Origin of the sequence: Archangium sp. (assembly GCF_036277355.1) — a bacterium.
Lineage (GTDB): Bacteria > Myxococcota > Myxococcia > Myxococcales > Myxococcaceae > Archangium.
Genome location: NZ_DASUNC010000051.1, coordinates 1 through 19,968, shown reverse-complemented (window position 1 = coordinate 19,968; position 19,968 = coordinate 1). Strand labels below are relative to the sequence as shown.

Annotated in this window: 17 protein-coding genes; 6 read left to right on the top strand and 11 right to left on the bottom strand. The window is 71.0% G+C overall.

The features are described 5' to 3' along the window. Nucleotides 1-43 precede the first annotated feature (43 nt). The 5 genes from VFZ09_RS13520 to VFZ09_RS13500 form a co-directional block, all read right to left on the bottom strand. The gene (locus tag VFZ09_RS13520) at nucleotides 44-1,486 is read right to left on the bottom strand and encodes a serine/threonine-protein kinase (protein ID WP_329727963.1); all 1,443 of its coding nucleotides are present in this window, start codon (nucleotides 1,484-1,486) and stop codon (nucleotides 44-46) included. A 13-nt stretch (nucleotides 1,487-1,499) separates the two neighbouring features. Further along, nucleotides 1,500-2,987: a hypothetical protein gene (locus tag VFZ09_RS13515; RefSeq protein ID WP_329727962.1), complete on the bottom strand. Its 1,488-nt coding sequence runs from the start codon at nucleotides 2,985-2,987 to the stop codon at nucleotides 1,500-1,502. A gap of 94 nt (nucleotides 2,988-3,081) precedes the next feature. Beyond that, nucleotides 3,082-6,828 (bottom strand): serine/threonine-protein kinase PknK, encoded by a 3,747-nt coding sequence (locus tag VFZ09_RS13510; protein ID WP_329727961.1) that lies wholly within the window; start codon nucleotides 6,826-6,828, stop codon nucleotides 3,082-3,084. A 167-nt stretch (nucleotides 6,829-6,995) separates the two neighbouring features. Further along, on the bottom strand, nucleotides 6,996-8,036 hold the full coding sequence (locus VFZ09_RS13505) for a type VI immunity family protein (RefSeq protein WP_329727960.1): 1,041 nt from the start codon (nucleotides 8,034-8,036) through the stop codon (nucleotides 6,996-6,998). An 11-nt stretch (nucleotides 8,037-8,047) separates the two neighbouring features. Beyond that, nucleotides 8,048-8,623, bottom strand: a complete 576-nt coding sequence (locus VFZ09_RS13500) for a hypothetical protein (RefSeq protein ID WP_329727959.1) — start codon at nucleotides 8,621-8,623, stop codon at nucleotides 8,048-8,050. Nucleotides 8,624-8,948: 325 nt separating this feature from the next. Between VFZ09_RS13500 and VFZ09_RS13495 the strand changes: the two genes are divergently transcribed. Next, on the top strand, nucleotides 8,949-9,962 hold the full coding sequence (locus tag VFZ09_RS13495; protein WP_329727958.1) for an ABC transporter ATP-binding protein: 1,014 nt from the start codon (nucleotides 8,949-8,951) through the stop codon (nucleotides 9,960-9,962). On the opposite strand, the gene VFZ09_RS13490 is transcribed toward VFZ09_RS13495, so the two are convergent. The 4 genes from VFZ09_RS13490 to VFZ09_RS13475 all read right to left on the bottom strand — a co-directional run bounded on the left by VFZ09_RS13490 (nucleotide 9,850) and on the right by VFZ09_RS13475 (nucleotide 12,979). Continuing rightward, nucleotides 9,850-10,971 carry a TonB-dependent receptor gene (locus VFZ09_RS13490; RefSeq protein WP_329727957.1) on the bottom strand — a complete coding sequence of 374 codons (1,122 nt, stop codon included), beginning with the start codon at nucleotides 10,969-10,971 and terminating at the stop codon, nucleotides 9,850-9,852. The two genes, VFZ09_RS13495 and VFZ09_RS13490, sit on opposite strands and share 113 nt — an antisense overlap. A gap of 41 nt (nucleotides 10,972-11,012) precedes the next feature. Beyond that, entirely contained in the window at nucleotides 11,013-11,381 is a 369-nt protein-coding gene (locus VFZ09_RS13485; RefSeq protein ID WP_329727956.1) for a PepSY-associated TM helix domain-containing protein, read from the bottom strand. 35 nt (nucleotides 11,382-11,416) lie between these two features. Further along, entirely contained in the window at nucleotides 11,417-12,232 is an 816-nt protein-coding gene (locus tag VFZ09_RS13480; protein ID WP_329727955.1) for a TonB family protein, read from the bottom strand. Between the two features lie 126 nt (nucleotides 12,233-12,358). After that, nucleotides 12,359-12,979, bottom strand: coding sequence for a Fe2+-dependent dioxygenase (locus VFZ09_RS13475; RefSeq protein WP_329727954.1), 621 nt, complete (start codon nucleotides 12,977-12,979; stop codon nucleotides 12,359-12,361). A 56-nt stretch (nucleotides 12,980-13,035) separates the two neighbouring features. Here VFZ09_RS13475 and VFZ09_RS13470 point away from each other — a divergent pair, with 56 nt between their 5' ends. The 3 genes from VFZ09_RS13470 to VFZ09_RS13460 all read left to right on the top strand — a co-directional run bounded on the left by VFZ09_RS13470 (nucleotide 13,036) and on the right by VFZ09_RS13460 (nucleotide 16,843). Further along, nucleotides 13,036-13,803: a hypothetical protein gene (locus VFZ09_RS13470; protein ID WP_329727953.1), complete on the top strand. Its 768-nt coding sequence runs from the start codon at nucleotides 13,036-13,038 to the stop codon at nucleotides 13,801-13,803. Nucleotides 13,804-13,900: 97 nt separating this feature from the next. Then, nucleotides 13,901-15,727 carry an adventurous gliding motility protein AgmC gene (gene agmC, locus VFZ09_RS13465; RefSeq protein WP_329727952.1) on the top strand — a complete coding sequence of 609 codons (1,827 nt, stop codon included), beginning with the start codon at nucleotides 13,901-13,903 and terminating at the stop codon, nucleotides 15,725-15,727. Nucleotides 15,728-15,856: 129 nt separating this feature from the next. After that, nucleotides 15,857-16,843 carry a hypothetical protein gene (locus VFZ09_RS13460; RefSeq protein WP_329727951.1) on the top strand — a complete coding sequence of 329 codons (987 nt, stop codon included), beginning with the start codon at nucleotides 15,857-15,859 and terminating at the stop codon, nucleotides 16,841-16,843. Between the two features lie 10 nt (nucleotides 16,844-16,853). Here VFZ09_RS13460 and VFZ09_RS13455 read toward each other — a convergent pair whose 3' ends face one another. Beyond that, the gene (locus VFZ09_RS13455) at nucleotides 16,854-17,633 is read right to left on the bottom strand and encodes a hypothetical protein (protein WP_329727950.1); all 780 of its coding nucleotides are present in this window, start codon (nucleotides 17,631-17,633) and stop codon (nucleotides 16,854-16,856) included. Then, nucleotides 17,630-18,232: a hypothetical protein gene (locus VFZ09_RS13450; RefSeq protein ID WP_329727949.1), complete on the bottom strand. Its 603-nt coding sequence runs from the start codon at nucleotides 18,230-18,232 to the stop codon at nucleotides 17,630-17,632. The genes VFZ09_RS13455 and VFZ09_RS13450 overlap by 4 nt, the downstream gene beginning before the upstream one ends. A gap of 230 nt (nucleotides 18,233-18,462) precedes the next feature. On the opposite strand from VFZ09_RS13450, the gene VFZ09_RS13445 reads away from it, so the two are divergent. Further along, on the top strand, nucleotides 18,463-19,203 hold the full coding sequence (locus VFZ09_RS13445) for a hypothetical protein (RefSeq protein ID WP_329727948.1): 741 nt from the start codon (nucleotides 18,463-18,465) through the stop codon (nucleotides 19,201-19,203). A gap of 11 nt (nucleotides 19,204-19,214) precedes the next feature. Then, the gene (locus VFZ09_RS13440; RefSeq protein ID WP_329727947.1) at nucleotides 19,215-19,796 is read left to right on the top strand and encodes a toxin-antitoxin system YwqK family antitoxin; all 582 of its coding nucleotides are present in this window, start codon (nucleotides 19,215-19,217) and stop codon (nucleotides 19,794-19,796) included. The last annotated feature ends 172 nt before the right edge of the window (nucleotides 19,797-19,968 follow it).

Sequence of the window (19,968 nt, the reverse complement as noted above, 5' to 3'; positions counted from 1 at the left end):
TTCCCGTAGCCCAGCCGGTAGCCCGCTTCCGTTCAACACCGTCTCACGCCGCGTGCCGGGTGACGTGGCACAGGCCCTCGCGGCCCGGGAGCACCTTCACCTGGAAGGTGTCCCGCAACCCCGCGAGTGCCGCCTCCGTCACCACCACGCCCCTCCCCGGATGTCCCCCCGTCCACGCCGACAACCTCAGCAGCCGGCCTCCCCCCAGCGCTGGCCTGCCGCTCGCGTCCGGGCGCAGCGTCGCCGTGTCCAGGTGCAGCGTGGGCGTCAGCCGCACCCGTGCCGTTCCCTCTCCCCGGTCGGGCTCCTCCGCCAGCGCCAGCGCCAGCTCCAGCACCCGTCTCCGTGCCTCCCGTTCGGCGTCCGCCTCGTCCGGCAGCGCCGCCACCCCCAACAGGAAGCTGCTCCCCTCCACCATCACCTTCAGCCCCACCGCGTCCGCCCGCTCGCGCGCGTGCTCCATCAACGCGTCCACCGCGTCCATCGTGGCGTCGTCCACCATCACCCCCATCCTCGCCTCCACGTACAACCCCAGCGCCCTCACCTGCGTCGACCGGCCCTGGCCCTCCCCCCGCACCGCGCGCCGCAGCTCCACCAGCACCGCGTCCACGTCCGCGTAGCGGTCCTCCCGCTTCTTCTCCAGGCACCGCCCCACCACCGCGTCCAGCGCCGCCGGCACCGGCGCCCGCTCGCTCACCCTCGGCACCGGCGCGTGCAGGTGCTGCTCCTCCAGCTCCACCTGCGTCGTCCCCTGGAACGGCGGCTGTCCCGTCACGAGCTGGTACAGCAGCACCCCCAGCCCATACAGGTCCGTCCGCGCGTCCGGCGTCTCCCCTCGAATCTGCTCCGGCGCCATGCTCAGCGGCGTGCCCAGCACCATCCCCGTGCTCGTCATCACCGCGCCCGGGTGCTCCTCCGGCGCCAGCAGCTTCGCCACCCCGAAGTCCACCAGCTTCACCCGCGGGCCCCCTTCCCCCGCCAGCACCACCACGTTCTGCGCCTTCAAATCCCGGTGCACCACCCCCGCCCCGTGCGCCGCCTTCAACGCCGAGCCCACCTGCTCCAGCAGCTCCAACGCCTCCCGCGCCGAGTAGGGCCCTCGCGCCGAAAGCTCCGCCGCCAGGTCCCTCCCCTCCAGCCACTCCATCGCGATGAAGGGCCGCCCGTCCGCCAGCGTCCCGTGCTCCAGCACGTCGACGATGTGCCGGTGCCTCAGCCGCTTCAGCGTCTCCGCCTCCTGCTGGAAGCGGCGCAGCGCACTGCGCGCGGCGGCGAACTGCGGGTGCATCACCTTGAGTGCCGCGGGGGCGCCGCTGCGCGCCTCCTTCGCCCGGTAGAGCGTCGAGACGCTGCCCCGGTACCGCGTGCCCTCCACGATGTAGCCCCCCACCTGGGCCCCCGGCGACAGCTCCTCGCCGTACAGCGACCAGGCCCGGGCCTCGCTGGCTCGAGGCGCACCGCGGGAATCGTCCTGACCGTCCTTCATGCGGCGGGTGCTCCTACTGCTTCGTGCTGCGCCAGAGGCAATACTCGGAAGGAATGCCCGGCGTCAGTCCGCACGCCTCGTAGAGGTACACGGTGATGGGCTCCTTCCACAGCGTGCCCTCCGAATCGTAGCAGTCCTCGAAGTCCCCATCTCCCACCACCACCGCGCCGTCCTCCCTCCTGCACTTCGAGGCCGAGGGCATGCTGTAGTTGTAGCAGTCCCCCACCACCCGGGACGCGCAGTTGGCCCCCGAGCCCGGCAGCGCGCACACGCGGTACGAGGCATACGCCGCGTCGTTGTTCCACTCCGGCGCCTGGCAGGAGAACATCTTCCGGTACACCGAGCCCTGGACGGTCTGCTCCTTGCCCACGATGCGGCCGCTCTCCTCGACGTACACCTTCGCCGCCAGCGCCTTGGAGTCGAAGATGTTGCCGTAGTAGGCCCCCTCGCGCAGCCGGTACACCGCCTTCTCCGAGAGCTTGTAGCTGGTGGCCGCCAGCGTGCCCGTCTCCACCGCCACCGACACGCCGCCCGTCAGCGTGCTGTCATACGGCGCGCTCATCACGTTGAAGAAGCCCGAGGCCGGGCAGGTGAACGTCACCGCCGGGGCCGTGGTGAGGCACGTCCCCTGGCTCTGGCCGAGGTGGCGCCCGCTCCCCGAGTCGCAGCCGATGTTGCCCTCGCACACGCGCAGCATCATGCGTGCCCCGCTCCACGCGCCCAGCGCGGGGCCCGTGACGCACTGGTCCGGCGCCCGGCCTCCCGCTCCCAGCCGCACCGCCTGCCCCGGCACGCACCGGCCGATGAAGTCCCCCTTCCAGCCGCAGTCCCGGCCCACCCCGCTCTGCGCCGCCGTGCAGGCCTCGTAGCTCGGCACCCGCGCGTTGCCGAGGTCCGGGTCGTACTCCACCGGCCGCGTCTGGGCCTCCAGCGGGAAGAGCGCCGGCTGCAGCGGATCCTCCCCGCGCATGGACAGCTCCACCCGGCGGCCCAGCGCGTTGTTGCGCGCCAGCAGACACGCCGACACCCGGTTCTTGCACGTGTCGGACGGGGCTCCGTACTCCCACTGGGGGCACAGGCCCGCCTTGCCCTCCCAGGTGCGCGGCGTCAGCGTGAGCGGATCCTCCCAGGCGATGGTGTGGCCCGCCGGCAGCGCGCAGCCCACCAGGTAGGACATGAAGCTCTGCGCGTCCAGGTCCCTCAGCTGGAGCTGGAGGTAGCCGTTGCCCGTGACGGGGTGGAACAGCGGCGCCAGGCCCCCGCCGGCCAGCAAGTCGTTCGCCGTGGGGTTGGTGGAGATGGCGTTGAGCACCAGCGCCTTCGTGGTGAGCGAGTTGGCCACCCGCAGCTCCCGCTCCACCGTGCCGCTCTCCAGCCCCCCCTCGTCCTCCGGCAGCCCGGGCTGGCAGCCTGTCGACCCGAGCAGCATCACCCCCAGTGTGAGGCCGTGGAACAGGACGTGCAGGGAGCCAGACTTGTTCGCGAGTCGCTGGAAATTCATGGTGTGACACAAGTGCATGGGGCGGGCCATGGGAGAGGGGGCGTTCGCCTCCTCGGGGGCGGGGAGGAGGTTGGAGCCCCTGTTGCTCGTGCGGCTACGGATCACGCGCCCCCGGAGTGGACTCCCAGGCAACACGCAGCCCCTCCAGGCGCGAGCGCCAGAGGGGAGAGGCGGCCGCGGTGCTCTCGGCGCGGGTGAGCCACTCGCGGGCCTCGTCGCGGCGGCCGGCCTGGAGCGCGGAGAGGGTGGCCAGGTGGAGCACCTCCGTCAGCTCGTCGCCCGAGGTGTGGGGCTGGGCCTCCTCGGCGAGCACCTTCCAGGCCCCGGCGTCCCGGATGCCGGCCTCGGCCTCGCGCACCCGGAGCTCCACCAGCCGCCACAGGGCCAGGGTGTTGGGCGGGGTGGACTCGGGCCGGCAGTGGGCGGAGAGCCAGTCCAGCTGCCCGCGCGCCTCCTTCATGTCCTCGAGCGCCGCGTCCACGCGCGCCAGCAGCACCGCGTCCACCGCCACCGGGTGCTCGCCGAAGAAGCGCACCCCCAGCTCGTGCGCCCGCCGCGCCAGCCCCAGCGCCTCCCGCGAGCGCCCCATCCAGTGCAGACACTCGGCGAGCTGCCCCACCGACCAGCGCTCCACCTGCGCGTGGCCCAGCTCGCGCGCCACGGCGATGGCCTCGCGCAAGTCCCGCTCGTTGCCCTCCAGGTCTCCGCGCAGCCGCCAGAGGAAGGTGCGGTTGATGAGGGTGGCGGCCAGGTGCAGCGCGTCGCCCTCCTTGCGGCACAGCGCCACCCCCTCGTCGAAGGCCCGCGCCGAGGCCTCCCCCTCACCGGCCAGCGCCAGCCCCGTGCCCTGCATCATCAGGGCGATGACGCGCGTCTCCGTGTCCCGCGCGAGCGTGGTCGCCTCCACCGTGGCGGTGAGCAGCCGCGTCGCGCGCGCCCAGTCCCCCTGCCGCCACGCCTGCCGCGCCCGGGCCAGCGAGCAGCGCACGGACAGGCGTGGATCATCCAGGGACTCGGCCTTCTCCAGCGCCTCCCGCGTGCGCGCCGCCGAGCCCTCCGCGTCCTCCAGCCAGTCCAGGACGGTGGCCTCCTCCAGCAGCAGGTCCACCTCCAGCGAGGTGCTCCCCAGGGCGCCGGCCAGCGCCCGCGCCGCGCTCAGGTCCGCCAGCGCCTCGCGGAGGCGGTGCGTGCGGTAGCGCACCCGGCCCCGTCCCGCCAGCACCCGCGCGCGCCGGGCCGTGTCTCCTTCCGGGAGCTGCGCCAGGGCATGGGTGTAGTCCTGCTCGGCCTCCACGTGGCGGTGGGCCTGCCGCGCGGCCTCGCCCAGGGAGAACCAGGCGGTGAAGGACTCCTCGTGCGCGCCACAGGCCGCGGCATGGCGGGCCCTCCGGCGCTGCTCCGCGATTCCCTGGCCCGAGAGGCCTCGCAGGGCCGCCGCGTGCAGCGCCCGGCGCCACGGGGCTGGCAGGGCCCGCTCGAGGGCCTCGCGCAACTGGGGCTGGCGGAAGGCGTAACGCTCCGGGCCCACCGCCTCGAGCAGCCCCGCGCGCTCCAGCCGGGCGAGCCCCGCGCCCGCGTCGAGGCCGGCCATGCGCGCCGTGTCCTCCTTCGTGTCGAGGTGCCGCTGCGCCGCGTCCACCTGGGCCACCGTCAGCTCCTGGCCGAGCACCGCGCACAGCTGCGCGAGGCCCTGGTGCGCCGCGGGCAGCACGGAGAGGGCACGGGTGGCGAGCCGCTCGAAGAGGGGCGTCACCGAGACGTGCAGCAGCTCGTCCGCGGCCACGTACCACTCGCCGCCGGGCGTGGCGCGCAGGGCACCCGAGGTGCGCAGGGCGCCAGCGACTTCCACCAGGGAGAGGGGCACGCCCTGCGTCAGCTGCTCCAGGCGGGCGAGCACCGGCTCGGGGATGAACTCGGCGGGGCGCAGCAGGTGCAGCAGCAGGGCGCGGCTGGCCTCGGGGGCGAGCGGCGGCAGCACGTGCCAGGCGGGGAGGCCGGCGCGCTCGCCGAGCAGCGGACGCAGGCCGAGCAGCTCGGGCCGGCCGGCGGCGCACACGAAGAGGGGCACCTCGGGCGCGGCGAGCGTGGCCACCTCGAGGGCATCCAGGGGGGTGGGGTCCGCCTGGTGCGCGTCGTCCAGGAGGAGGGCCAGGGGCTGGCGGGCGGCGAGCCGGCGCAGGGCCTCGGCCACGGCGCGGGCGAGCGCGTGCCGCCGGGCGCCCGTGGGGGCCGAGGGCAGGGGCGTGTTCGGCGCGCAGAGGGCCCACAGCGCATGCAGGAGGGCATCGGCCCCGGCGGCGTCCGGGTGGGGCGCGGCGAGGCGGAGCACCCGGGCCCCGGCCTCCGTCTCCAGGCGCGTGGCGAGCGCGTCGAGCAGGCGCGTCTTGCCGTGGCCGGGCTCGCCGGTGAGGACGGAGAGGCCGGGGCCGTGGCCCGAGAAGGAGCGGGTGGCGCTGGCCACCAGCGTGTCGAGCAGCGCGTCGCGGCCGAGCAGGGGCGGAGGCCCGGCGGAGGCGGGGCCGCGGGTGATGGAGGAGTCGCCGGAGAGCAGCAGGGCGCCCGAGGGGCCGGGCTGTGTCGCACCCTCGCCGAGCCGGGCCGCGGCCTCGGGGGTGGCGAGCAGGGTTGTGTCCGCACCGGGGCTCTGGGAGGGCCACCAGGACTCGGGCTGCTCGAGGGCGGGGCCGGCCATGCGCGTGAGGGTGGCGCCGGGGCGCACGCGCAGCTCGGCGAGGTGGAGGACGGCGGTGGTATGGGGCTCGGCGGAGAGCAGCCGGGCGGCACGGGCGGCGGCGCGCAGGCCCGCCTCGGCCGAGGGGTGCTCGGGGAAGGCGGCGAGGTAGAGGCCCGGGTGGACGCGCGCGAGCAGGCCGCCCTCGGGCGCCACGGTGGCGGCGAGGTGCTCCACGTCCAGCTCGCCGCGCACCCCGAGGAGGGCCACCTGGCGCACGCCCTGGGGACGGGCGGGGGCGAGGGCTTCCTCGGCGGCGGCGGGCGCGGAGGGGCTGGCGCGGCAGGCGGCGTCGAAGGCGGCGAGCAGCGCGGCGGCGGAGTCGAAGCGCGCGGCCTTGTCCTTGGCGAGGCAGCGCAGGAGGACGTCGTCGAGGGCCGGCGGGACGGGGCCGCGCTCGGAGGCGCGAGGAGGCCGGAGGGTGACGTGGCCGTGCAGCACCTCGTCGGGCCCGCCGGTGAAGGGGGGCGAGCCGGTGAGCAGCTCGAAGAGGAGGACGCCGAGCGCGTAGAGGTCGGTGCGCGCGTCCACGTCGCGCGACTCGAGACACTGCTCGGGGGCCATGTAGACGGCGGTGCCGAGCCGCTGGCCGGTGCGGGTGAGGCTGACGGACGACTCGGGCTCGCCGGGGTCCGAGGCATCGAGGAAACGCGCGAGGCCGAAGTCGAGGAGGCTGAGGGCACCGCCCTCGCGGAGGAAGACGTTCTCCGGTTTGAGATCGCGGTGGACGAGCCCCGCGGCGTGGACGCGCTCGAGGGCGCCGCACAGGCCGGCGAGCAGATCACGCACGTGGGAGAGGGGGGCGGCGCCGGAGCCGGGGAGCGCGGCCATCCAGGCGGCGAGCGTCTGTCCGCGCAGACGCTCGAGGACGAGGAAGGAGCGGCCCTCGGTGGAGCCCGGGGTGGAGCGCTCGAGGAGGAGCTCGGGGACGGTGGGAGGGCCGACGCGGCGCAGGGCGGCGGCCTCGCGGGCGAAGCGGGCGGAGAAGGGGCCGAGGGCCACCTTCAGGGCGACTTCACGGCCATCCTCCTCGCGCCGGGCGGAGAAGACACGGGCGAAGCCACCCACGCCGATGAGGGCCTGGAGCTGGAAGCCGGGCACCTGTGGCACGGGGAGGGGCTCGGCCTCGGGAGAAAGCGGAGGCCGCTCCGCGTGCGGGGGACAGGCGGCACCGGGGATGAGACGACGGTGGCAGACCGGGCAGCGCATGGGGCAACGGCGGGGGGAGCGCCGTGCCCGGAGGTTAGCAGACGCGGAGCCGCAACGCTGTTACCGGATCAATCGAGGAAGCGGCGCCACCAGCGGCGGAGCTCCTCCTCCACGGAGGGCGTCTTGCGAGCCAGGAATCCCCAGGGGAAGGGCTCCAGGTAGGGTTCGAGCAGGCGGGCGAGCTCCCGGTAGGCGGGAAGCATCTGGCCCTGCGCCGTGTCACCCGCCTCGGGCTCCGCGCCCAACGTCACGACGGCGCGCTCATCCTCCATTTCCTGCACGGTGGTGGTGGGCGAGTGGAGACGGGCGCGCAGACCCGCGGCGCCTCCCAGCTCGGAGAGGAGGGGCGGGCCGAGGAAGTTCATCCAGTGAATGCCATCCACGAGTGTGCCCATGCCGTCGAAGTGGGAGGCCTCACGGACATCGAAGCCCGGGTGGCGGAAGAGCTCGGTGCGCAGGCGATCGAGCTGGGCGTAGATGGGATGCCAGAGTTCGAGGGCGAGTCCGGCATGCCCGGTAGCGAAGGGCAGGCGAGACGCCATGGCCATCGCCAACGCTTGTACGTGCTGGGCGCCGTGCTCCTCGAGGTACTCGGTCGGGAGGGTGGCGGAGAGAACGCTCACGCTGTGGGGATGCGGTTCTCGCCAGGGAAGCCGGGCGTGGTAACTGAAGGAGTAGCCATTTCCCTGCTCGCCGAAGAGGGTGAAGTACGGATCGGCGCCGTCCTTCTCGGCGAATCGAGCATCGTGGGGCTCATAGTCCTCGAAGAATCGGGGCTCTTTTGGTTCCAGGGTTTCTCGGATGCGAGCCCAGTCCGATGGCTCCGTCAGGTCGAAGGACTCCCACCAGCAGCAGGTGTACCTCGAGAGCGCGCCGGGACATCCCTCGATGGCATGCAGGTAGCTGTCGAGAGCATGAGTCACCCCGGTGGTGAGGTGGTGGTGATGGTGGGGAAGGAAGAAGATGATGCGGACCACGTCCCTCGCGAGGACTCGGTCGTAGACGTGCTCTCGGACCTTCTTGACGAGTTCCTCTCCGACCTTCTCGTAGCCGTATGACTCGTTGCGAACGGTGCCCTGGATTCGGATGCGTGGTTGGCTGGGGGGCATGGGGTCTACTGTCAGTTGATCTCGAGCTGCGGGGTGATGATGACAGGTTCGCATTCGCCGCCGAGGGCTCTGTATTCCTCCATCTGGATCTGCACGCGCTTGTCGTTCCAGGGATTGCCCTGCTCATTCCCACAGGGGAATTTGAGCTCGTAGATGCAGTGGATCCGAGTGGCATTCCGGGTGAAGTGGAGAACGACGTCAGGCCTCTTCGAGCCCCCCCACCTGTCGGTGAGCATGAGGTCGTTCGTGAACTCTTCCCTTCGATATCTCGGCTCGATGGCGAAGTTGTTGGGAAACTCCTCGAAAAAGCGCCGTTGAATACATTCAAAGGCCACTGTGTGCTTGAGCTTGCCCAGGTGCTGGGCCCAGGTAGGGGCGAGCTTCTTCTCGACAGTGGGGGGCTTCTTGCAGTCCGATGCGGGGAGCGTCTTCCCCTTTCCAAAGAGATCCTCTTCGACCTTGAAGTGTGCCTGCTTGACGCACTCGACGATGATGTCCTCCGCTTGTTTCTTCTGTGCTTCGTCGAGGAACTTGGAGACGCTGAGGAAGCCCTGAATGACCTCGGCGGCCTGGATGACCTTCTCCAAGACCTGTCCAGCCCGGGTCGCCGCTGGCACGAGAATCTCGCCAGTGCTCGGGGCGACGGGAACAGCGCAGGCGGGTCCACAAGACTGAGCGAAGCAGGGGCGCGCGGTGACGCAGGAGAGGCCGAGGACGGCGGCCGATGAGAGGGAGAGCACGAACTGCACCAGAGGTTTTCGCATGGGGCTCGGCGGCGGAGTGGCGTCCCGGCAGACTACCAGGGACCCGGAGACGCCGGTCTCGTACCGGACACCTCCGCGAGAATAGAAGCACCGACGTGCCGCCGTGCCGGTAGTCTGCCGGGTGGACTTCAGCGAGGAGGCACGTGGCGTGGCAACGGTCTCACTGGAAGGTGTTCGCAAGGAGTACCGGGGCGGAGTGGTGGCGGCGAAGGACGTGACGCTGCAAATCGCCGATGGCGAGTTCGTCTCACTGGTGGGCCCGTCCGGGTGCGGCAAGTCGACGACGCTCAACCTCATCGCCGGGCTGGAGGAGATCTCCGCCGGGGTGCTGCGCATCGACGGCGTGGCGGTCAATGAGCTGTCTCCGCGCGATCGGGACATCGCCATGGTCTTCCAGAGCTACGCCCTGTACCCGCACATGGACGTGCGTGGAAACATGGCCTTCCCGCTGAAGGTCTCGGGCGCCGACAAGGCCACCATCGACCAGCGTGTGAACGAGACCGCGGCGCTGCTCGGGCTGGAGAAGCTGCTGACGCGGCGGCCGAAGGAGCTCAGTGGCGGTCAGCGGCAGCGCGTGGCGCTGGGGCGTGCGCTGGTGCGGCGTCCCAAGGTGTTCCTCTTCGACGAGCCCCTGTCCAACCTGGACGCCGCGCTGCGCACGCAGATGCGCGGGGAAATCAAGAAGCTGCACGAGCGCCTCAAGGCGACCTTCATCTACGTCACGCATGACCAGGCCGAGGCGATGACGCTCTCGGACCGGGTGGTGGTGATGAGCCAGGGCGAGGTGCAGCAGGTGGCGCCGCCGCGCGAGCTCTACGACGCCCCGGCGAACCTGTTCGTGGCGGCGTTCTTCGGCTCGCCGCGCATCAACCTGGTGAAGCCGGAGACGCTGGGGATGCGCGAGGACGGCGTGACGCTGGGCCTGCGGCCCGAGCACCTCGAAATCGGCACGGGCGCGGCGCCCCAGGGCGCGCTGAGCGGCACGGTGTACCTGGTGGAGCCGATGGGCTCGGAGAGCTGGGTGACGGTGGACGTGGCCGGCGAGCGCCTCATCGCCAGGGCCAAGGAGGACTTCTCGGCCCCCACGGGCTCGCCGGTGTGGCTGCGCTACGACGCGCAGCGGCTGCACCGGTTCGACACGGCGAGCGGGCGCAGGCGGTGACTCCGGCGCCCGCTCGTGCGGCCTGGAAGCGCACCCGGGCCGTCAGGTTGGCCGAGCGGCCCTCACCGGGCACCGCATGCCCGGCGTAGTACTGCTCGTAGAACAGCGCGTCGCTGATGTTGTTCAGGTTGAGCTGGAGGTCCACCCGGTTGAACAACTGGTAGCTGGCGAAGGCATCGAAGCGCCAGAAGTCGGGCACCTTGAGGAAGGCCACGCTCTCCGAGGCCGGGTTGTTCGCCGTCGTCACGTCCTGGTACACGGCGCCGGCGCCAATCGTGAGGCTCCGCAGCGGGGTGACGGTCGTCCACAGCGAGAAGCTGCGCGGCGGCGTGCTCGGCGGCGGCTGGCCCACCAGGTACGCGTTGCTGTGCTCGAGGATCTCCGAGTCCAACTGGGTGTAGCTGGCGATCACCCTCCAGGTGCTCGTGATGCTGCCCGTCACGCCCACGCTGAAGCCCTGCACGCGCTGGGCGCCATCGAGAATCGTCGGGGGTCCCGAGGGGTCGGTGTTCGGCACGCGCGCGTTCGTCTTGTCCACGCGGAACACCGCCGCGTTCAGCCCCAGCCGCTCCTCGAACAGGTCCGCCTTGGCGCCGAGCTCGATGGTGGCGTTGCGCTCCGGCTCCAGGTTCGCCGTCCCCGTGGTGAGGGTGCCCACCTCGGCCGACGGGTTGGCGGACGTGCCGTACGTCGCGTAGACGCTCGTCTTCTCCAGGGGGTGGGCGAGCAGACCCACGCGCCAGTTGAAGAGGTGGTCCTGGCGCCTCAGCACGGTGCGCGTGCGCGCGGCGTCCTCCGCCACGTACTTCGTGTCGAAGAGGTCGAAGCGCACGGAGCCGAGCACGTCCACGTAGCGGCCAAGGCTGAGCTGATCCGCCGCGTAGGCGCCCACCGTCCACTGCCGGCTCTGGTTGGCGCTGGCGAAGACGGGGTTGACCGCCGACAGGTCCGGCGTGGGATTGGGCTCGAACAGGTCGGCGGTGATGTTGGGTCCGGTGGACAGCCCCACCGCGTTCAGGTTGTTGCGGCTCTGGTTGCGCGTCTCCCACGTCAGCTCGAGCGCCAGCCCTTCGCGCCCTGCTCGCGCACCTCGCCCGTGTATGGATTCACATACACGCCCTCGGAGCGGCCGGTGAGCACCCGCACGGCCGAGTCCGCCTCGGGGTACACCGTCACGCCCGAGGGCCGTGCCTTCGGCCGGGCCTCCTTCACGCGGGCCAGCAGCTGGTCCACGGACAGGCGCGGCGCGTCCGGAGCGGGCACCTGCACCTTCCGGTTGGCGCTGTCGGCCTGGTCGACGAGCTCCGACTCGAAGGCGATCGCCGCGCCGGTGAGCGACATGATGCCGATGACGATTCCGGTGATGACGCCGGACACCAGATGGGGCCAGAAGATGATCTTGCGAAGGGTGATGCTCATCGGGTGCCTCTGCGTGCGGAGCCCCTCTGCGCGCTTCACTTCAGGGAGAACTGGACGGGAATCTCGACGATGACGCGCACCGGCCGGCCCTGGTGGCCGAGTGCCGGAGAGAAGCGCCACTGGCTGACGGCGGAGATGGCCGCCGCGTCGAGCTCGGGGACCGAGCGGATGACACGCGTGTGTTCGGGCTCCACGCGCCCATCCGTGCCGATGATGATGCGCACCAGCACGAGCCCCTGGATGCCATCGGCCTTGGCCCGCCGGGGGTAGCGCGGCTGGACCTGCGCGAGCACTTCCGGAGCGCGCGCCACCTGCTTCAGCTCGAGCGCCGAGCCGCCCGTGGCGCCGAGCAGCCCGCCCTCCCGTCCATCCAGCACGCCGCCCACGATTCCCGCGACCACGCCCTGCACGCCCGGGTTGCCCGTCGCCTCACTCGCGGGCGCCTCCTCGAGCTCCGGCGGAGTCTCCGGCACCGTCTCGGGGTTCGCCGTCTCGACCGGCGCCTCCACGGGCTCGGGCACGGGCGTCTTCATCGCGAGCGTCGGGATGATTCGCGGGGCGCGCGTCCGCGCCTGGTGCTGCACCCGCTCGGGCGCCGGGGCGGCCGTGGCACCGGAGGCCGCGGCGGGCGGAGGCGGGAAGGAGAAGAACACCACCTCCGGCTCCTCGGGGAGCGGGGCGGCCTTCGGGGTGCTGTGGGGCAGGGACAGTCCGATGACCAGCGCCACGGCGTGCACGAGCCCGGCGGACACCAGCGCCCAGGCCCAGCGCTCCCGCTCACCCGTCGAGCTGGCCTCGCCCATGCGGAACAGGCCCACCGCGGGCCTCGCGTCCTGCCGGGCGGGGGCCATGTCCTGCATTCCGATATGGAAATTGAGAATAATTCTCAGTTTCACCCGGGGCAGAGATATCCCACGTGCTTTGGGAGGTCAATGTGGGGACCGCTCGCGGTGTGGGGAAGGGCACGGAGGGTGTCGTCAGGGCTCGGCCCATTGGCGGAGGAGGTTGTGGTAGACGCCCGTCAACATGACGAGGGAGGGACTGTTGGGCACCTCCTTGTTGAGCTGCATGATGGCCATGTCGAGGTCGAAGAGCAGCGAGCGCTGCGAGACGTCGCGGACCATGCTCTGAATCCAGAAGAAGGACGCGAGCCGGACGCCCCGGGTGATGGGGGTGACGTGGTGCAGGCTGGAGGCGGGGTAGATGATGAGGTCCCCCGCGGGCAGCTTCACCGAGTGGCTGCCATAGGTGTCCTCCACGGTGCGCAGGCGCATCGGCGTGCCGGTGATGGGGCGGATGGCGTTGTCCACGTGCGAGCCGAAGGTCATCCCCGCGTCGTAGCGGTTGAAGAGCGGCGGGAAGACGCGCTGGGGCAGCACGGCCGAGACGAACAGTGGACTGCGCTCGAGGCCGCGCAGCACGAGGTCCCCGAGCTCGCGGGCCTCGGGGCCGTTCTCCGGCAGCTGGAGGTTCTTCTTGGCCTGGGCGGACTGGTGGCCGGCGGTGCCGCGGCCATCCTCCCAGGACGCCTGGGCGAAGACCTCGCGGCAGCGGGCCACCTGCTCGGCGGTGAGGACGTTGGGGATGTGAAGCATCATGGTGGGCAATGCCTGACCATGAGCTGGCGGCGTTCCCAGCGGGCATACTCCTCCCCATGCTCGCGACCCTGCTCGTCCTCTCCGTTCTCCAGTTCTCTCCGGCGGATGCGCCCCGGCTCGATGTGGAGCCGCCTCGCGCGTTGAGCCTGCTCTCGCCCTCCGTCGCCGTGTCCCATGACTACGGGCTCCTCTCGCACGAGCACCAGCCCGGCAGGCCCGTGCGCCGCTCGTCCTTCTCCTTCCTGCGCGCCTTCGGCGAGTTCGTCACCGGCTTCGGCTCGCAGCTCATCGTGGGCTCCGGCCTGTGGGCCGTGGAGGTCGTCACCCTCTTCGGCGCCACCGTCCTCTCCTCCGCCTTCACCGGTGGCGAGGGCGCCGACTTCGTCCTCGGCGCCGGCACGCACGCGATGATCGTCTTCAACGGCGCCGTCCTCCCGCTGCTCAGCACCCTGCCCATCTGGCTCATCGCCAGCACCGACCTCGCCTACTCCCACAGCTTCATCTGGACGTGGCTCTCCGGCATCGCCACCTACGCCGCCTTCTGGTCCTTCCAGTACGCCCTGCCCTCGCGCCACGGCGGGCTCGAGCTCATCCTCTGGCCCACCCACATGACGAGCTGGCTCCTCGTGGCCCTGGTGCAGACCGTCGTCATCAACCTCACCAAGGAGCGCTCCTCCTTCGCCTCCCGCGCTCCCGGGGGCGCGCTGCTCAACGTGGACGGCGCTCGCGTCTCCGTGGGCGCGCCGCTTCCCGCGTTCGCCCCGGATGTGTCGCGGCCCGGCCGCATGGTGACCCTCTTCCCGCTCGCCCAGGGCCGATTCTGAACGGGAGGGACGCACTGCCGGTGTGTCCCCGTCCTTCGGGAGTTGCCGTTCTCCCTTGTTTTCTCCTATGACGAGAGGCAGACACTGGAGGTGGGCCGTGTCGCTGTCTTTCTCGCGTCGTTTCGTTGCCGGCTTCGGGCCGGGGTTCGTGCTCGGGCTGCTGGCCGTGGTGCTGGGGCTGTGGCCGCTGGTGGTCCGTGCCGAGCCGGACACCATGGGTCTGGGCAATGGGCAGCATGGCAGCCTGCAGGTGAGGTCCGCGGGGACGGTCATCAACGCCACCACGCCGCTGCTCGCCGCGGCCGCCGCGGGGGCCACCGAGCTGAGCGTGGCGGATGCCTCGGCGTTCGCCGCGGGCGAGCTGGTGCTGGTGCTGCAGATGGCGGACGCGCTGCCCTTCTCGCAGTTGCGGGGGGCGGTGGACGAGCTCGAGGCGCGGGACTCGGGCGCGGGCCGCTGGGAGCTGGCGCGCGTGGCGGAGGTGGGGACGGGAGTGCTGCGCCTGAGCGCGCCGCTGGTGAATCGCTTCGCCTCCGTCTCCCAGGTGGTGCGCGTGCCCGAGTACACGGACGTGCGCATCGCGAACGCGGCCTCGCTGCGGGCGCGGGCGTGGGACGGGCGCAGCGGTGGCGTGCTGGCGTTCCTGGCCACCGGCACCGTCTTCAACCTGGGCTCGCTGGACGTGGACGGACTGGGCTTCCGGGGCGGCGCGGCCGAGACGGGGCTGGCCCTGGAGCTCTACGACTGCGCGGCGGAGGACGGGACGGCGGCGGCCGGAGGCGGTGCGCGCAAGGGCGAGGGGCTCGCCGGCCTGGCCGACGCGGTCCCCAAGAGCGGGTATGGACGAATCGCCAATGGCGGCGGTGGCGGCAACTGCCACGACGCGGGCGGTGGTGGCGGAGGCCACGTGGGCCCGGGCGGGAAGGGCGGCCGCTCCTCGCAGGAGGCGGAGGAGCGCGACGTGGGTGGCCAGGGCGGCTCGGCGCTGCGCTACACGCGGACCCAGGAGCGCCTGCTGCTCGGGGGCGGCGGGGGCGCGGGCATCGAGGGCACGGCGGGAGGCGCGGGGGGCGGCATCGTCTTCGTGCGCGCCCGTGAAATCCAGGGCCCCCGTCCTCGCGGCATCATCACCGCCCGTGGCGAGGACGCGCCCTTGGCCAGTGGTCTGCACGGAGGGGGTGGCGGTGGAGGCGCGGGCGGCACGGTGCACGTGCGCGTCGCGCAGACGCTCGGCTGCACCGTGCTCTCGGCCAACGGCGGGGCGGGCGCCTCGAGTGACACCTCCCCGGGTGGTGGAGGCGGAGGCGGGCTGCTGTTCATCCAGGCCCAGGGCGGCGTGCCCTCGGACTGTGCCGCCACGGTGAACGCGGGGGCCGCGGGTGACTCGCCCGCGGGCACCCGCGGCGCCGAGCCCGTGCTCGCGGAGGATCCGCTCCACGTGGGCCGCGTGGACGTCATCTCCCAGGCCTTCGCCGCGCCTTCCGTGCCGGGCTGGGTGTCTCCCGGAGCCGGGGACACCGGGGTCATCTCGAGGCCCCGGCTCGAGGGGAGGACGGCCCCCGGTGCCACCGTGCAGGTGTTCCTCGATGGCGAGCCGCTGGGAGCGCCCGTGGTGGCGGACGACGCCGGTACCTTCGCCGTCGTGCCCACCACGGACCTCGCCGAGGGCCCGCATGAGGCGTCCGCCTGGGCCGAGCAGTACGGCTTGCGGAGCGCGCAGTCGGCGCCGCTCGGCTTCAACGTGGGCGACCTCGTGCTGCAGGTGGGCTGTGGCTGTGGCGTGGACGCGGGGAGCGGCGCGTGGGGGCTCGGCCTCGCCGTGCTCGCGTGGGTGCTGCGAGGCGCACGCCGGGGGCCGGGGTGGCCCGGGAGCCACCTCCGCCCATGCCTTCGAGGCAATGACGATGCGCTGACGGAGAAATGACGATGCGCTGGCGCACGCTCCGGAAAATCCCTCTCAAATCCAATCGGAAACTTCCACGAGCGAAGTCAGACAATGGCTGCATCGATATCCATCCAGCGCATCGCCAGTTGATGCGGGAGACCCTCCGTCATGTCCATGAACGTCAACAACTCCGGCCGTAAGCCCGTCGCCGCCCCGAAGACCGAGACCCCGGCCACCACCGCTCCCGCGAAGAACACCGTGCGCGCGGAGAACACGGTGGACACGGCGAAGGCCCCGGCGTCCAAGGACGGCTTCCAGACCGCCTCGGCGGTCGTCGCGAAGGCGAACCGCCCGGCGCCCACCCTGCCCGTGGCGAGCCGTCCGGCGCCCTCGCAGCTGGGCAACAACTTCTATGGACAGCGCGGCGAGCTCTCGCCGAACCAGACGGGGAAGATCAACGGCGCGGCGGAGCTCGCCCAGTTCGTCTTCGCGGGCTACAACGGTGGCGAGCACGGGCCGGTGTCCATCACCCCGGCGACGCTGCGCCAGGGCAACACCTCGCGGCAGGTGCACCTGGTGGGCATCTCCGGCACCGAGGCGGTGGAGAACCAGAGCACCGGGTGGATCACCAACCTCAAGTCCGGCTTCCAGCAGGACAACCCCGGCCTGCGCAACGCGCGCCAGGCCATCCTGAACACGGTGCCCGCGGGCGCGGACCTGGTGCTCGCCGGCCACAGCCAGGGCGGGATGATCGCCCAGCAGCTCGCGGCGGATCCCACCATCAAGGCGCGCTACAACGTCATCAACACGGTGGCGTTCGGCTCGCCGCTCATCTCCGCCGGGCAGCGCGAGGGCGAGGTGCACCGCATCGCCGCGGCGGGCGACCCGGTGCCGCGCGCCAGCCTGCAGTCGGTGCTCCTGTCGGACTGGGCGCGCATGGGCCAGCAGGACATTCCCACGGACTTCCCCATCTCGCTGCGGAAGCCCGGCAACGGCATCGAGGCGCACATGAAGGACTACGTGAGCGAGAACAACACCGAGCTGGCCAAGATGGACGCGGTGGGCCGCGTGTCGCCGCGGGTGCCCGTGTCCATCGAGTTCAACCCCGCCAACCGCGTGTTCTTCACCTCTCCGACGAACACCGCCGCTCCTTGAGCGGGTGGACCTACTCTCCGTCCCTGTAGCCGTCCGCCAGCGAGAGGGGGTACAGGGCGCGGTGGTTGAAGTGGGGGTGGTACGCGGCCAGGTAGAGCTCGGAGCCGATCTTCACCCACGCCCTTCTGGCGGGCGTGGGTTGTGCCTTCAGCCAGGCCTCGGCTTCCTCGTGGTTGGCGAAAGAGGCCGTGGCGACGGGGGCGCCCTTTTCCTCCAGGTCAACGAGGTAGTAGCTGATGCTGCGGGCTCGCGGCAGCCGGCGGAAGTTCGTTTCGCGATCGTACATCACGGCGTGGTAGTCGTTGCCGATCAGGATACTGGCGAAACGCGGTGGAGCGGGGTGGTGGTCGAGCCAGGCTTGCGCCTCCTGCATCGTGTCGAAGGCGGCCACGACATGAGGAGGGCCCTCCGCCTCGAGATGCTCCAGGTACTGGCTGAAGGCCTCGTACTGGCCGGTCGCTGAGATGAACCGGAGCGTATCGAGGATGACCTGGATCAGCTTTTCCTCTCCAGCGGAGTCGGGGTCATCCAGGAGCTGCGTGAAGAACGCCTCCGTTCTGCTCAGGCGCTCCTTCAGCTCCGGGAAGTCATCATCTCGAGTCTGAACGACAGGGGCGGAGTGAAGGCCCTTCTGGAAATCCTCGAAGGGGTAGTACTGGCCGGTGGCGGCAATGAAGCAAAGGGCGTCTCGCGCGAGGCTGAGAACGCGAGTCTGCTCGGGCGGCTGATCCTCCCTCCACCGCTTGCCGATGACCTCCTGCGGGTGCCGGAGAATGGTGAGGACCGTCATGGTTGCGAGACCGCGAGCTGGGAAGCGGAGGGGGGAGCGTGTGCCGCCAGGAGCAGGGCCGGCGCGAGGATGAAGCTGCCTCCGGTGGCAACCACGACGAACGCCACCCCAGCGATGACGACAGTAGCCCCGAGCAGGAGTTTCTCACGATTCTGCTTCAACCATTCAACGGCACCGGCGATTGCCGTGAATTCTACGGCTCCGGCCGTGGCCCGCTCTCGAAGATCACAGCAGTCCCGGTAGGCGGGATAGCACTTGTCGCGGCACATCGTTTCCTTGGAGCGCTTGGTCGCGTGCTTCCAGTTCGTGCCCCTGCGCGAGTCCTTGCACATCTTCACGCATTGATCGAACTCCTCGTCACAGTCGCGCGTCCAGGCCGCGTGAACGATGTGCCCCCCCGTGAAGCCGTCATCCGCTCGATAGGGGGAGTACTTCGACAGGTCGAAGCCGCTGATGGGTCTCCACTCGTGCCGCACCTGCCCGTCCGGCGTCTCGTCGATGACGAGCACGTAGCGGGAGAGGTCCTTCGCGCCCGTGGGACCGGGGAGGGCCGGGTTGCGGACCACACTACAGGAGAGGAGCAGGAGGCCAAGGCTCACGGCCATCAGCCGTCGTGACGTCGAGGACGATTCCATGGGGGGGCGGCCATGTACCACGGTTCTTCGCGTGCGGATTGCCTTCCTGACGCAGCGCTTCACGTGCGCTCGCTGAGGCCGGAACGTCACGCGGGTTTTATGGGGATTCCTGATTTCTCATGGACATGCACGAGGGCTCTCCCTACCATCCCGGTCCCCCTTCCTGTGCGCCCACGCGCGGAATCGAGACCGAGATGAAGAAGCTCTTCCTGGCCGTCATGACGATGGTGATGGCGATCGGCTGTTCGAACGGGCCGTCGCAAGTGGTGGAGGAGGCGCAAGGCTTCGCGCTGCTCCAGCGTGATGCGACCACGCTCGAGGCCTCCTACAGCTCGGGCGGTGCGTCCGTTCGCATGCTGGTGGTCGAGACCTCCGCCAACGTCGTCGAGGTGACCTACGACTTCGGCAATCCCGTCATCGGCTTCCACCTCGACTACTCCCAGGGCGTGGGCAAGTTCATGCCCGAGGGCAACGCGCTCGATGCGGCGCAGGCCCAGTTGATCACCCCGCTGCTCGAGGGCATCTCCAAGGCCATCCCCGAGGAGGGGCAGCGCACCCGCTCCGAGGAGGCGGCGATGCGCCAGACGAGCTTCATGCAGATCGTCCCCACGGGTGAGCTGCTCTCCCCGTACCAGTTCGTGTCGGCGCGCGGTTGGACCCATATCTCCTGCACCTGCGGCAATCAGAACATCGGCGGCTACACCCGCCAGGCCGGCAGGGGCTGCGGCTGCAATGGCGGCTCGGGCAATGGTTGCAAGGGCCGCTGCGGCCAGGGCTGCGGCATCACCAGCACCCCCGCCTGCGTGGGCACCACCGCGTACACCCAGGACTGCGCCAAGCACGACTACGGCCTCGGCAGCTTCACCGCCGCCTCCGACGACTACTCGTTCGCCAGCAACAACTGCAGCTGCAGCGGAGTCGGCACCTGCTACTAGTCTCCTCTCGCATGCGTCTCGCCGCGCTGGCCGTCGTCGTGGGCACGGTCCTCGGATGCAGCAAGGCCTCCCATCCCTGTCCCGATGGCGCGCAGCTGCATGGCCGCGCGCCACCGGAGGGCACCTTGCAGTGGTGCGCGAAGCCCGATGGCAGGAAGCACGGCCGCTGGGTGGAGTGGCACCCCAACGGGAAGCTCAAGACCGAGGGGCCCTACGTCGACGGCAAGATGGAAGGCCGTTGGGTGAGCTACTTCGACACCGGGGTGAAGCAGCTCGAGGGCGAGTACCGCGGTGGCCTCAAGCAGGGCGTGTGGACCCTCTACTACGAAGAGGGACAGAAGAACCGCGAGGAGGTCCACACCGCCGGCTCGCAAGAGGTGAAGTGGACCGCGTGGCGCTCCGACGGGAAGAAGTGGGCCGAGGGGACCCTGCTCGCGCAACGTGCGCAGGGCCTCTACTCGGAGTGGCACGCGAATGGCGTGCTGGCCGCTCAGGGCCACTACGCCCATGGCGAGAAGGCCGGGGAGTGGAAATACTGGGATCTCGACGGCAAGCCCTCGGTCGAGGCACAGGGTGACTTCTCGCGCGACTGAGGAGGAGACCCGTGGATGTCCCCTCTCCCTTTGGGCTCATACTTACCCAAAAAATAGGGCAGGGGATAGGACGGGAGAAGTAGGCTGTTGGGCCATGATGGAGAGTGGACAGCAGCTGGAGGGAGTACTGGAGAGGGAGCTGGCAGGCTCCGGCCTGGGCCACAAGGCACGG

Coding starts and splice junctions, on each gene's coding strand:
- VFZ09_RS13440 (WP_329727947.1), top strand. CDS start 19,215: ATGCGTCTCGCCGCGCTGGCCGTCGTCGTGGGCACGGTCCTCGGATGC.
- VFZ09_RS13460 (WP_329727951.1), top strand. CDS start 15,857: ATGTCCATGAACGTCAACAACTCCGGCCGTAAGCCCGTCGCCGCCCCG.
- VFZ09_RS13520 (WP_329727963.1), bottom strand. CDS start 1,486: ATGAAGGACGGTCAGGACGATTCCCGCGGTGCGCCTCGAGCCAGCGAG.
- VFZ09_RS13515 (WP_329727962.1), bottom strand. CDS start 2,987: ATGAATTTCCAGCGACTCGCGAACAAGTCTGGCTCCCTGCACGTCCTG.
- VFZ09_RS13480 (WP_329727955.1), bottom strand. CDS start 12,232: ATGGCCCCCGCCCGGCAGGACGCGAGGCCCGCGGTGGGCCTGTTCCGC.
- VFZ09_RS13475 (WP_329727954.1), bottom strand. CDS start 12,979: ATGATGCTTCACATCCCCAACGTCCTCACCGCCGAGCAGGTGGCCCGC.
- VFZ09_RS13470 (WP_329727953.1), top strand. CDS start 13,036: ATGCTCGCGACCCTGCTCGTCCTCTCCGTTCTCCAGTTCTCTCCGGCG.
- VFZ09_RS13485 (WP_329727956.1), bottom strand. CDS start 11,381: ATGAGCATCACCCTTCGCAAGATCATCTTCTGGCCCCATCTGGTGTCC.
- VFZ09_RS13505 (WP_329727960.1), bottom strand. CDS start 8,036: ATGCCCCCCAGCCAACCACGCATCCGAATCCAGGGCACCGTTCGCAAC.
- VFZ09_RS13445 (WP_329727948.1), top strand. CDS start 18,463: ATGAAGAAGCTCTTCCTGGCCGTCATGACGATGGTGATGGCGATCGGC.
- VFZ09_RS13455 (WP_329727950.1), bottom strand. CDS start 17,633: ATGACGGTCCTCACCATTCTCCGGCACCCGCAGGAGGTCATCGGCAAG.